The sequence below is a fragment of the Streptomyces pacificus genome (assembly GCF_011766325.1).
GTDB classification, from domain to species: Bacteria; Actinomycetota; Actinomycetes; order Streptomycetales; family Streptomycetaceae; genus Streptomyces; species Streptomyces pacificus.
In genome coordinates this window covers 684063-697085 of sequence record NZ_BLLG01000001.1, presented here as the reverse complement: position 1 = coordinate 697085, position 13023 = coordinate 684063, and the positions used below count along the sequence as shown (strand labels likewise).

The following is a 13023-nucleotide window of genomic DNA, read 5'->3' as shown; positions in this document are numbered from 1 at the left end:
CCTGAACCGCCACATCACGGCGTTGAACAGCCGCCGCAGGTCAGGGACCGGGCCGCGCTCGCCCACCGGCAAGAACGGCTCGACCAACCCCCACTCGCCATCCGAGAGATCACCACGCGCCATCCTCCACAACTACCAGAACCAGGCCGCCCGGCACCGGCGAATCCCCAAACCTATGATCCGAACCTGGAACAGGCCCTAGCGTCGTACCTGAATCAGCGCGTGAGTTCCACTCGTACGCCAGGCAGCCCCGGACCGTTCGAGCGTGTCCAGCGCTCCCTGCTCCAGACCGACGATGACGTCGGACTTCAGGGTCCGGAGCGCCGCGACGGCCCCCGGGAAGTATGCGGTGAGATCCGCGAAGGGCGCCGTGGGGTGCCACAGCTGGTCGCCCACCAGACGGCGGTAGTTGAGGTCGCCCTTCAGGATGGTGAGCGTGGCGCTCGCGAACCCGACACGAAGATCCTCGGGCATCTCCTCATACGGCAGAGGAGCGCAGAAGAACGAGTGGGTGCGGACCTCCAGGGTTCCGGCCGCCATGGCCTTCCAGAGTCGGCCGCCGATCCGACCGGCTTCGCCGGGCGCCTGGGTGAGGCGGCGAAGGCAGTCGACCACGTCCGCCGTCATCGCGTCGGAGACGTAGTACGGGTAGGGCTTGACGTAAAGCGCAACCCGCTCGGCATGCCCGTGTTCGAGGAGGTGGTCGATGAGAACGAGGTCGGGAATCAGCTCACGTCCCGCGTTGTCGGCCACCACGGCTACGGTGGCCGAGGTGCCGGCGGGCAGGAGCTGCCACAGCGTGGCGCTGTCGTCGGCGACCAGCGCAGAGGTCGCGGCGTCACTCGTTCCCGACTCCCCTGCCGAGATGCTGAAGCCGAGGTCCGCGCGGTTGCCCCAAAGCGACGCGTGCAGCAGCGCCGTTGCCCGCTCATGGGACGGAGCGGAGGCGAGCGCGTCCAGGGCCCGCAGCTCCTCCTCCACCGCCTCGCCTCGCAGTTCGGCCCGCTTGAACGGCGCGAACGGATCCACTCCCTGCCACGGCCCGCTGCCGATGTACCCGACCGCGCTGAGCAGCCTGCGGTAGAAGTAGCTCTCCGCCCACAGGAACGGGGCGTCGTACCACGAGCGCCCGAAGTACTCCCGCCCCCAGTCCGCCCAGCGCTCGTAGTCGCGCTCCGAGGGGCCAAGCAGCTCGATCACACCGTTGGTGATCTCGTCCAGCAGGGCGTCAAGGGCCTCGTGCTGTCGGCGGCCGTACGGGAAGGCGTCTCGTACCTGTTGGATGAGCGCGGGGTGGCGCTTGGCCAGCACGCCCCAGGCGAACGAGCCGGGCTCGTTGCTCAGGATGACCGGCGCGCCAGCCACATCGCTCGAGTCGCGGGAGGTCTTCTCTGTCATGGTGTCCAAGCCCTTCGGTTCTCGCTCACGTATCCATGATCCCCAGGGTCACGACGCCGGCCGCACTGCCCACCAGCACCTCGCCGGTCGTCGGCTCGAAGGCCGCGCAGTGCAGTGAGGCGTCCACTCGGACCTTGGCGATCTGCCGCTGCTCGCCGAGCGACCACACGCGCACCGTCCCGTCCGCGGCAGCCGACACGAGGCGGTCCTCGTCGTTCATGAAGCCCAGCATGAGGATGCGGCCCGTGTGGCCGGAGAGGTGGGAGGTGAACCGGTCCGTCCGCAGGTGACGTACCGCTATGTCGCCAGTTCCCGCCCCGACCGCTACGCGGTTGCCCGGACCGTCCACGGTGACGGCGCGGGCCCAGCCGCTGGGGCTGCTGAACCGGCTCCTGAATTCCCCGGTGAGGGCGTGCCACACACGTACAGAACCGTCGCCACCGCAGGCGGCCAGACGGTGTCCGCTGTCGTCGAAGGAGAGCGACCGCAACCGACCGGCGTGCACGTCCTGGCTCCACAAGGGCGTCCCGGTGGGGAGATCCCAGCACCGGATGTGTCCGTCGCCCGTGCTCGCGGCAACCCGAGGCGTCGAACGGGCCATCGACACGGCCCACGTACGCGGGGTGTCTTGGTTCAGGGTGAGCGACCAGGCCGTGTCTCGCAGCGACCAGACCCTGACGGCCCCGTCGCCACAGGCTGCGGCCACGTGCTCTTCGCCGCAGGCCAGCGACCAGACACGTCCATGGGCCGCCGGCAGCTTCCGCCTGACCGTCGCGGTCGTGGCGTCGATGACGTCGACGCCGCCGGCCCCGTCGCCGACCACGGCGGTACGTCCACTGGCCGCGAACTGCGTGGACCACACGGTGTTCGAGCCGCTGGCCAGGGTCCTGAGTCTGCTTTTCCCCACTGTCCAGACGCGGACAGCACCGTCCTCACATCCGGCGATCACAGTCCCGTCGCCCGTTCTGGCGAGGGAGCGCACCCAGTCCACGCCCTGTGGGAGCTGCGTCTCGCCCACCGGGCTCTCCGCCGAGAACGCCTGGATCCTCGGCTCCTCGGTGGCGGCAACGAGGACGTCGTCGTGCGGGGACAGAGCGACGGCCCGCACGCGCGCCTTGAGGTCCGTGATCCGGCGGGCGAGCGCGAGCTTCCCGTCGGCCGTGTCCCACACGGCTACGGAACGGTCACCGGATCCGGAGGCCAGGAGGGAGGAGCCAGAGGCGAAGGCCACGGAGCGGATCCAGTCCCGATGTGCCGCACGTTCGTCGAGGAGGCGGCCGGTGCGCAGGTCGAAGAGTCGGACGAACTCGTCCTCGCCGGCCACGGCCACGAGCGAGTCGGAGTCGCCGCCGATCGCCACGGACCAGACGGGGGTGCCGGCCGCCCGCATCGTACGCAGGAGCACAAGCCGCTCCAGGTCCCACACGCATACAGCTCCGTCCTCGGCACCGGAGACCAGGACGGGGTCGGCTGAGGAGAAGGCGAGGCTGCGGATGCGGCGGTTGTGCCCGGGCAGCACCCCGACAGGTTCGCCGGTGTCCGTGCGCCACAGGCGGATCGCTCCGTCGTCCCCCGCTGAGGCGAGGACCATCCCGTCCGCGGAGAGCGCGGTGGCGAACACCCAACCGGTATGGGCCTCGTGGGCTCGGCGGAGTCGGCCCGTGTTCAGGTTCCAGAGCCTGACCACCCCGTCCTCGCCGCCCGACGCCACGAGGTCGCGGACGGCGGACACGCTGACGACCGCACCGATGTGACCACGTGCCGTTGCCGCCACGGAGTTCTCCTCCGGGGGCAGCAGCCACCTAGGCGTGAGCACCGTCCCCTCCCCCGCCGCGTTCTCCAGAAGGCGGGTGGCCTCCGGCAAGGGTGTGCGGCGCAGCACGATCGAGAGGGTCGAGGCGATGTCGACCGCGTTCTCCAGCCCGTTCAGCAGATACCCGGCGCCGGTCAGGGCTCGGGCGGTCGCCCACACCTGGTGCTGCGGGTGGCCGACCTCGTGCCGCCCGGGGAGGGCGTCGAGCACCGTGGCGTCCGTGGTCAGCGACTGGTGTCCGACGAGTGCGACCTTGCGCATGACGTACGTCGGCGAGGCCAGCAGGCCGACGAGCTCGGCGTCGAGGCCGGCCTCACGCAGGTGGTAGGGGAGATGACGCCACAGGTATCCCTCGCCCTCGTCGAGGGTCTCCCAGGCGCTGTCCGTGCTCTGCCGGTACGCCTCGATCAGAGACCGGTGAAGGGGCTCCCACTGATCGCCGATCAGATGGCGCAGGTAGGACCGGAACACGTCGTGCAACACGATGGCATTCCGGTCGGCCAGGTAGGCGCTGATCAGGGACCGGTCGGAAAGCACCCGGCAGAACTGGCGCACCACGTGGGGAGCCCATCCGTTCGCGGTGCCCCACCAGTGGGTGAGGACGGACATGGGAATCGGCACCGACGGAGGGAACACGGCCAGGGAGAGGTACCGGTCTCGCAGGTCCGTGCGACCGGCGATCGAGACACTCTCCGCGAGGCTGCGGAGGCTGGATTCGAGCGCCTGCCCGATGGCGTGCTTGCGCTGGTCGGAGTCCCAGACGTCGAAAGCCTGAGGACCGTACGCGCGGATCGTCGCGTTCGTCTCCGTGACGGCGCGACCGGCCAGGGCGCCGAAGCCGACCTCCTGCGAGACGTTCGCACCGACGATCGACGCGAGCAGCGGCCATCCCCCGCACACACCCGCGAGGCGTGCGGCCTCGGCGTCGTCCAAGGCCCCGACGTTACGGACGAGCAGCTCGCGGATCTCCCCCGGCGCCATGGGCCCCAGGCGCACGACTCGCGCGGAGCTGGGGCACACACGCACGTTCCTCGTGGTCACGAGCCGTACGCAGTCCTCACCGCCGAGCAGAAAGGGGCCGAGGTCGGTGGCGGACCAGACGTTGTCGACGACGAGGAGCGCACGTCGTCTCTGCAGCAGACGGGCGAGGTGGAAGCCGGCCTGCTCCGGATCGGCAAGGGACGGACGGTTGCCGTCGAGGTGAACGCACAGGTCGGAGATCAGCTCGACGACCCTGGCGGCCGTGCACCCCTCTCCGGTCTCCACCCAGAGGATCTCCGAGAAGGAGTCCCGGACGCGCGGGTCGTGGCACACCTGCGTGGCCAGCGTCGTCTTCCCGAACCCACCAGGGCCGCACAGAGCGACCGTGGCGACGGTGTCGTCCTGCGTCGCCTCCCGGAGTACGGAGACGAGCCCTTCGAGATCTTCGGACCTGTGCACCAAGCCGGGCTCCGGAACGGGTATCGGGAGGTAGTCGTCCGGCGCCGGCGCGACCTCGGGCGTCGGAACACCGACGGAGTCCCAGAAGCGCTGCCGCACCTCCGCGTCGCTCCGTTCCAACGCCGTGTCGAGTAACGCCTGGGAGTCCGGTGCGACGACGATCTCCTCGCCCCGGGCCTCCCAGTTGGACACCGTCCGGTCGCTGACGCCGAGGTAGGACGCAAAGCCACGCACGCTTCGACGCGTCGCGAGCCGCAGAGCGCGCGCCTCCCGTCCGGTCCAGCGCTGCACTGTGGCCACCTGAGCTCCTTCGACCGACACCGACGACGGTAACAGGGTAGGGCGGGCTGACCAGCGGCGTAGGGCCTTCGCTGCGACAGGAGTTCAGCACGGATGCAGCACCCGGGCCATTCCGGCCAGGTCCGACCGAGGCGCACCCGTCGCCCTGGACAGCGGCGGTGCTGCACCGCGAGTGCGACACCACGACAGCCCGCTGACCAGCGCCGCTCGGCAGTCTTCTCGGCACGGAGCACCACCGCTCCGTAACGAGTCGAGAGGAGTGGTCACAGCGTGACCGGAACGAAGGAGCGACAGGGCGGTCCGGGCGACTGGTCCGGAGGCCAGATCGCCTACTACCAGGCGCGAGCCGACGAGTACGACGCCACGTACAGCACCCGCATGGACATGCCGCGACTCGCGAAGGCACTGGACTCGCTGCCGGTCGGCGGTGACGTCCTGGAGATCGCCTGCGGCACGGGCCAGTGGACGCGGCTGCTGTCCCACCGGGCCCGCAGCCTGACCGCGCTGGACGCGGCGCCGGAGATGCTCCGCCGGGCCCGCGACCGCATGCGAGGCACCGAGACCCGGTTCATCGAGGCGGACGTCTTCGACTGGGAGCCGGACCGCCAGTACGACACGGTCTTCTTCGCGTTCTGGCTCAGCCACGTGCCGCCGGTGGAGATGGAACCGTTCTGGGACCTGCTCAGGTGGGCCTTGGTGCCCGGCGGTCGCGTGGTGTTCCTCGACGACTCCCCGGCGAAGGCGGAGATCGAGGACCGGGTGGAAGCGGCGCCCGTGCCGGCCGTCCATCGCACCCTCGCCGACGGCTCCCGCCACGTCGCCGTGAAGGTGCTCCGAGACCCCACCGAGCTCACCTCCCAGCTGAGCGACCTGGGTTGGGACGCCCGCGTCGAGGCGATCGACCCCTTCCACCTCGCCGGCGTGGCCCGTCCCAAGGAGGGCGCGTGACCACCGTCAACGGCTACGCGGCCCGGCCGAGCGTCCGAGCCGGAGAGGTGGCCCGCCTGCACATCGCCACCACCGCCCCCCGCTTCCACGTCGACTTCTACCGCTGGGGAGCCGAGCCGCAGCACGCGGGGCACGTCGAATGGCCCGGCCGTGCCTCGTCTCCTGGACGTTTCGACGCGGACTGGCAGTGGCCCGCGTACGAGTTCCTCGTACCCCCGGAGTGGCGGTCCGGTGTCTACATCGCGGTGTTGGGCACGGAGCGCGCGTCCGGCACGCCGACGCTGGATGCCAGGGAAGGGCGCATCCTCCTGGTCGTCACCCCTTCCCCGCCTTCCGGCCGCGGGATCCTGTACAAGGTCCCGACGTTCACCTACCAGGCGTACAACATGGCGGGCGGCGGCTGCCTCTACAGCGCTTCCCAGGTCACGACGTGCCGTCCCGGGGGCGGTGTGGGCGGACCGGTGAAGGGTCTGCCGGACGCGTACGACCTGTCGTCTCCCCGGCAGACGTTCGCGCACTGGGACGCCCCCTTCACCGCCTGGATGGAACGGAACCGGATCGAGGCCGACTACTGCACCGATCTGGACCTCCACGAGGGGCTGTTCCTGCACGACGGATACCGGCTCCTAGTCGCCGCCGGCCACGACGAGTACTGGAGCGCCGACCTCCGACGCCACGTGACCGCCTTCCGGGACGCCGGCGGCCACATCGCCAACTTCGGTGCCAACACCTGCTGGTGGCGCGTCGATGTCGCCACGGACGGGACGGGGCTGTCCTGTGACAAGTTCCCGCCCGGAGCCCCCGCCGACACCGACCCGGACAGCTCGTACGGATGCCCGGACCACTGGTGGGAGTCGGAGCCGGAGAACGCCCTCCTGGGCGTGAGCTACCGCAACGGCGGTGGCCACTGGGACGGCACCCGGGCTTCCCAGGGCTTCATCGTCACCGACGCCGGCCACTGGGCGTTCTCCGGCACAGAGCTCAGGACCGGCGACAGCCTGGGACACGGCGGGGCGCTGATCGGCTACGAGTGCGACGGCGCGGCCTACGAGTACGACACCGCCGGCCGCCCACGCCCCACCGGCCAGGACGGAACCCCGAAGGACTTCGAGATCCTCGGCATCGCCGAACTCCCCCCGGACTGGAACTTCGCCGCCCGTGAGCCGATGCCCAGCCCCCAGGCTGCCACCCTCGGCGTCTTCACCGCAGGCGGCACGGTCTTCACCGCCGCCACCACCGACTGGGCCCGCCTCCTGGCCACTGATCCCCAGGTCGCCGCAGTCACCCGCAACGTCATCACCCGGCTCTCCTGACCAGAAGGAACGGAATCGTCGTGTCCAGAAACGGAAACTTACGGCCGCTCAACGTGATCATCGGTGTCAACGGCATCGGCATGGGACACACCGTCCGCCAGAGCGTGATCGCCCAGTTCCTCCGCGACCGCGGGCACCGCGTCCGGATCGTCACCAACGGCGCCAGCCGGGCCGAGTATTTCCGAGACCTCGGATTCCCCGCCTGGGACGGCTGGATGCCGACGCTGCTCGCGCGCGACGACCGGATCCACGCGCGCGACGCCGTACGCGCGAACATCCGGCAGGCGCCCGGAGGTCTCCTCCGGCACCTCCATCTGCGCCGGGCCGTCCGGAACAGCGGCGTCCCGGACGTGTTCGTCACCGACTACGAGCCCAACACCCCGCGCCTCGCCTACCACTTCGGCCGACCCCTGATCTCCATCGACCAGCAGAGCAAGTACCGGCACCTGGACCTCCCCGCCGTCGGCCGGTACGCCCGCACGGCCGACGAGCAGCGGCTGCGGTACTTCGCACCCCGTGTGGACCGGTCCTTTATCTGCTCCTTTGTCCCGCTCGCCGCCGACGATCGGAGGGTGGAGTTCATCTCCCCGGTCGTTCCCGACCTCGTCAGGTCGGCACCGGTCACCGCCGAGCGCCTCGTCACGGCCTACTTCTCCCGGTACTTCGACCACGGCCCGGAGAAGTCCGTCCGCGAACTGGCTTCGGTCTTCCGCCAGTCCGTACCGGACCGCACGCTGCGGATCTACGCGCAGCCGACTGAGATGGGATCGCTGCGCGGGTACGCCGACAGCCGGGTCGAGATCCGCGCCTTCGACCGCGAGGCGTTCATCGCGGACATGGCCCGTTCTGAGGTCGTGTTCTCCAACGCCGGCTTCAACCTGATCAGCGAGGCCCTCGTCCTCGGTAAACCAGTTCATCTCATCCCGTTGCCCACCTACGACCAGCACTGGTGCGCCAAGGTCGTCGACGAGGCGGGACTGGGCACGGCGGCCCCACGCGTCGAACGGCGAGCCGTCGTCGACTTCCTCGCGCGTAGTCAGGCGCTCCGCGACAACGTCGTACGTCACCGGGATAAGTACCTCTCCGCCGACCCGCGGGAGGGGATCGCCTCGTACCTGGAGAGTCTGCCGACGGTCGGTCGGCCGATGCCCGCGCCGATCGCGGGGTAGCCGGGAATGTCGACTCCCGCGCTTCCGTCGTACGTGGCGACCGCGGCGGTCGTGGCCGCGGTCGTGACCTGCTACCGCTTCGGCGTCTCGCCTGTGGTACGCGCTCTCGCCCAGCACCCCACGCCCTTGGCCGTGATCGCGGCTGTCATCGTCATCGCACCTCTGTCCCTCCGGCCGTCGTCCCTGCCCGGGCCGCTGCACTGGTTCGTCGTCTCCGTGATCGCCTTGCTGACCTGGCGTGGTGCGACGAGCGACTACGACGTCACGCTGCCCATCGGTCCGCAGCGTCGGGACAAGCTACTCCTCTTGTTCCTCGCCGTAGCCTCGATCCTCTGGGCTCCCGCCCTGCTGGCGTGGATCGCCGTGTTCTGCGGCAAGCTGCGCGGGTGGCAGCACCACGCGATGATGCCGGTACGCCTGCTGAAGGCGTACGTCGCCTGGTTCGTCGTGACCGCGGTGCTCGCCCCGCCTTCTTCCGACTCCACGGCGGGTCTGGTGCTGGTACTCGGCTGTGTCTCGCTGTCGCACTACGTCAAGCCGGCCTGGAGCAAGGTCCGTCTGGGGCCGCGCCCCTGGTCGTGGGCCTGGCACAACCGCACGCACTACCTCATGGCCTCGGCGTACTCGTGGGGTTGGGCGCGCTTCCTCCCGTCCGGGAAGGTGTCTCGTCTTCTGCGCCGGGCGAGGGTCGTGGACCGCCCCGTCAACATCCTCACGATGGTCGTGGAGGCCGCCGGACTGGTCGCCTTCCTCGACCGTCGGCTGCTGATCGCGATCCTGGTGACGACCGCGCTCTTCAACCTCGCCGTCGCCCTCGCCTCCGGCATCCTCTTCTGGGAGAACATCGCCGCCAACACCGGACTCGCGACGGCCTTCGGGCTGCTTCCCGAGACGGGGTACGACACGGCCTTCGGGTGGCCCGCCGCACTGGTCGCGCTCACCGTGATCCTGCTCAGCGCCGCCGACCTTCTGTGGCAGCCCTGGCATCTGGGGTGGTGGGACTCGCCTTTCACCGCCCGGGTCCACTGGCAGGTGGAGACCGTGTCCGGCGCGGCGCGGGGGCTCTACAACGACTACATGTGCCCGTACGAGCGCGAGTTCGGCCGCGTAGAGGGCTACTTCCTGACGGACGAGCCCGTCCTCCACGGCCACCTCGGAATCGTCTGGGACCGGCGGCTTCGCGATCTGCTCGTCCAGGCCGGCGGGGACCCGAGCCAGCTGCACCAGCTTAAGCAGACCTACGGCCGAACACACAGGAACGAGGAACGCTCGGCCGTGCACGTCGCCTTCCTGACCGCCATGTTCACCCGGCTCAATGCCGGTACTCGGAAGAGCCCCCTGTCCCGGTGGCTACGTCGCCTCAAGGCGCCCGGGGGCCAGCTCTACCGGTGGGGCGATCTGCCCGCCTACCGCGGAGAGGAACCCGTCCGCCGCATCACCATCCGCTACGAGGAGTGCTGCTACCTCCCCGAGGCCGGCGACTTCGTCCTGCTCGCCGATCGCGTCGTACGGGAGATCGACCTCAGCGCTCCGATGACCGACCTGAAGGACTGACTCTCATGCGCAAGATCTTCGTCGACTGCGGCGCCAACCTCGGAATCGTGCTGAGGCGCTTCATGCACGAGCTCCCGGACCACGACTTCTACGCCTTCGAGCCCAACGCGACCCTGCTCTCCTCCATCAGCGCGAACGTGGAGCAGGCCCAGCACGCCGGCCTGGTCGAGGTCGCCCCCAGTGCGGTGTGGACCGAGGACGGGACGATCGACCTCTTCCTCGGCCACCACGAGAGCTCCACCGTGATGCCCGGCAAGCGGGTGCCGCCCGTGTACGACCAGCAGATCGACTACAGCTCCCCCGTCGCCGTACCGGCGGTGGACTTCAGCGCCTGGCTCCGCCGGACCGCCACGCCGGAGGACCACGTCGTCGTGAAGATGGACATCGAGGGCGCCGAGTACCCCGTGCTCAGGAAGCTGCTCGCCGACGGGACGATCGACCTCGTCTCCGTCCTCTACGTCGAGTGGCACCACGACCGCTTCCCCGCCATCAGCCGGGCCGAGCACGACGAGGTCGCCGCCGCCGTCTCCGCACGCGTCGACGTCCGCCACTGGGACTGACCGGAGTGAGGGGACACCACACCATGGACACCCAACGCATCTACCTGATCAAGCACGGCGAGACGGAGGAGAACCTCCAGGGCATCCACCAGGGCCGCGCGGTCGGCGGCCGGCTCAGCGAGCGCGGACGCGCCGACATGGGGCGGGTCGGCGCCTGCCTCGCGGCGGCCGGGGTAGCCGTGGACCAGATGCTCGTCAGCCCGATGTCCCGTTGCCGGGAGTCGGCCGGGATTCTCACCGCCGCGCTCGCCCCGGCCGACGTCCGTGTCGACAAGCGTCTGGCCGCCAAGGACAGCGGTCACCTCGGGGGCCGCCCCAGGGAACTCGCCGCCGCCGAGGCCGCCCGCCACGGTGTGCCGATCCACCGGCTTCGCACGCCGGGCGGCGAGTCGTCGGAGGACGTGCAGGCCCGCTACGTGGACCTCTGGAACGAGGTCTCCTCCGGGGGAGGGGGATGGGGAACCACCGTCCTCGTCGGGCACGGCGGGGGCATCGCCTGCCTGCTGCTGTGGCTCACCGGGAACGGCTTCGACCGGTACCTCCAGCACGTGCCCGGGTCCGCCGGGGTCACGTGCGTGGAGACCGGCGGCCCGGCTCCGCGCATGCGGCTGATGAACGTCTCACCCGCGGACCTGCCCGTCCTCCTCCACTCCCGTACCGCCCGATGAGAGTCGGGACGGTCCGGGTGCAGGGACGTCTGTCAGGCTTCCGGGGCGCCGCCGAAGCGCTCGCGGTAGGACTCCAGGTCCTCCTCCGTGATCTTCGCGAAGAGCACCGGGGGCACCGTGAACGCGGTGCCGGCCGGGACGGCGTCCAAGGACTCGGCCTGCTCCGCCGTCACCCAGGTCGCGGTGTCGTTCTCCAGGGCGAAGGCCCCGCGCATGGCGGCCGACGAGGTGGGGATGAACGGCTCGGAGACGACCGCGTACAGGCGGATCAGGTTCATCGCGGTACGGAGCGTCAGCGCGGCGCCGTCGGCGTCGGTCTTGATCTCCAGCCAGGGGGCCTTCTCCTCCAGGTAGGAGTTGCCCGCGGACCACAGCGCACGCAGGGCGGCGGCGGCCTTGCGGAACTGCAGGGCCTCCATCTGCTCCTCGTACTCGCCGAGCAGCCGTGCGACCTCCTCGCCCAGCTTGGCCTCCGCCTCGCCGGCGGCGTGCCCGGCCGGGACCTCGTCGCCGAACCGCTTGCGGGAGAACGACAGCACGCGGTTGACGAAGTTGCCGAGGGTGTCCGCCAGGTCCTTGTTCACCGTGGCGGTGAAGTGCTCCCACGTGAAGGAGGAGTCGTCCGACTCAGGGGCGTTGGCGATCAGGAAGTAGCGCCAGTAGTCGCCGGGCAGGATCTCCAGGGCCGCGTCGGTGAAGACGCCGCGCTTCTGCGAGGTGGAGAACTTGCCGCCGTAGTACGTCAGCCAGTTGAAGCCCTTGACGACGTCGACCTTCTTCCACGGCTCGCGCACGCCGAGTTCGGTAGCCGGGAACATCACCGTGTGGAAGGGGACGTTGTCCTTGGCCATGAACTGCGTGTACCGGACGGTGTCGTCGGCCTCGTACCACCACGACTTCCAGTCGCGGGTCTCACCGTCGCCGGCGGCGTCCGCCCACTCCTTCGTCGCGCCGATGTACTCGACCGGGGCGTCGAACCAGACGTAGAAGACCTTGCCCTCGGCCGCGAGCTCCGGCCAGGTATCGGCCGGTACGGGCACGCCCCAGTCGAGGTCGCGGGTGATGGCGCGGTCGTTCAGGCCCTCGGTCAGCCACTTGCGGGCGATGGACGTGGACAGGTGCGGCCACTGGTCGCTGACGGTGGCGATCCACTCCTCGACCTCGTGCTGGAGCTTCGACTGCAGCAGGAAGAGGTGCTTGGTCTCGCGGACCTCCAGGTCCGTGGAACCGCTGATCGCCGAGCGCGGGTCGATCAGGTCGGTCGGGTCGAGCACGCGGGTGCAGTTCTCGCACTGGTCGCCGCGGGCCTTGTCGTAGCCGCAGTGCGGGCAGGTGCCCTCGACGTACCGGTCCGGCAGGAAGCGGCCGTCGACCGGCGAGTACACCTGGCGGATCGCCCGCTCCTCGATGAAGCCGTTCTCGTTCAGCTTCCGCGCGAAGTGCTGGGTGATCTCGACGTTCTGCTGCGAGGAGCTGCGCCCGAAGTGGTCGAAGGCCAGCTCGAACCCGTCGTACACGGCCTTCTGCGCGTCGTGGGCCTGCGCACAGAACTCGGCGACGGAGAGGCCGGCCTCCTTGGCGGCCAGCTCAGCCGGCGTGCCGTGCTCGTCGGTAGCGCAGATGTAGAGGACGTCGTGACCACGCTGGCGGAGGTACCTGGAGTACACGTCCGCCGGAAGCATCGACCCGACCATGTTGCCCAGGTGCTTGATCCCGTTGATGTAGGGAAGCGCGCTGGTTACCAGGTGTCGAGCCATCCTCGGATGCTCCATTTCGTACGTACGGCGCCGGTGGCGCTGCCACGGCGGGCCCAGGTCGGGAGGCCGCAGTCGACGCGATCACTCCGATCGCACGTCGGCA

General features: G+C 69.9%; 9 protein-coding genes. 6 read left to right on the top strand and 3 right to left on the bottom strand.

The window, feature by feature from the left end; translation table 11 throughout:
• Positions 1-198: 198 nt before the first annotated feature.
• Both SCWH03_RS03080 and SCWH03_RS03075 read right to left on the bottom strand, forming a co-directional pair.
• Positions 199-1398: a damage-control phosphatase ARMT1 family protein gene (locus tag SCWH03_RS03080; protein ID WP_173261311.1), complete on the bottom strand. Its 1200-nt coding sequence runs from the start codon at positions 1396-1398 to the stop codon at positions 199-201.
• Positions 1399-1423: 25 nt separating this feature from the next.
• The gene (locus SCWH03_RS03075) at positions 1424-4951 is read right to left on the bottom strand and encodes an NB-ARC domain-containing protein (RefSeq protein WP_173261309.1); all 3528 of its coding nucleotides are present in this window, start codon (positions 4949-4951) and stop codon (positions 1424-1426) included.
• A gap of 270 nt (positions 4952-5221) precedes the next feature.
• Here SCWH03_RS03075 and SCWH03_RS03070 point away from each other — a divergent pair, with 270 nt between their 5' ends.
• From SCWH03_RS03070 to SCWH03_RS03045, 6 genes are read left to right on the top strand one after another with little or no spacing between them, the layout of a single operon-like run.
• Entirely contained in the window at positions 5222-5899 is a 678-nt protein-coding gene (locus tag SCWH03_RS03070) for a class I SAM-dependent methyltransferase (RefSeq protein WP_173261307.1), read from the top strand.
• Complete coding sequence (locus tag SCWH03_RS03065) at positions 5896-7212, top strand: N,N-dimethylformamidase beta subunit family domain-containing protein (RefSeq protein ID WP_173261305.1); 1317 nt, start codon at positions 5896-5898, stop codon at positions 7210-7212. Before SCWH03_RS03070 ends, SCWH03_RS03065 begins: the two co-directional genes overlap by 4 nt.
• A gap of 20 nt (positions 7213-7232) precedes the next feature.
• Positions 7233-8381 (top strand): glycosyltransferase family protein, encoded by a 1149-nt coding sequence (locus tag SCWH03_RS03060; RefSeq protein WP_173261303.1) that lies wholly within the window; start codon positions 7233-7235, stop codon positions 8379-8381.
• A gap of 6 nt (positions 8382-8387) precedes the next feature.
• Positions 8388-9935, top strand: coding sequence for a hypothetical protein (locus SCWH03_RS03055; protein WP_173261301.1), 1548 nt, complete (start codon positions 8388-8390; stop codon positions 9933-9935).
• Between the two features lie 5 nt (positions 9936-9940).
• On the top strand, positions 9941-10495 hold the full coding sequence (locus SCWH03_RS03050; RefSeq protein ID WP_173261299.1) for an FkbM family methyltransferase: 555 nt from the start codon (positions 9941-9943) through the stop codon (positions 10493-10495).
• A gap of 23 nt (positions 10496-10518) precedes the next feature.
• Positions 10519-11163 carry a histidine phosphatase family protein gene (locus SCWH03_RS03045; RefSeq protein ID WP_173261297.1) on the top strand — a complete coding sequence of 215 codons (645 nt, stop codon included), beginning with the start codon at positions 10519-10521 and terminating at the stop codon, positions 11161-11163.
• A 32-nt stretch (positions 11164-11195) separates the two neighbouring features.
• Here the strand turns inward: SCWH03_RS03045 and metG are convergent, their stop codons facing one another.
• Positions 11196-12920: a methionine--tRNA ligase gene (metG, locus tag SCWH03_RS03040; RefSeq protein ID WP_173261295.1), complete on the bottom strand. Its 1725-nt coding sequence runs from the start codon at positions 12918-12920 to the stop codon at positions 11196-11198.
• Positions 12921-13023 lie beyond the last annotated feature (103 nt).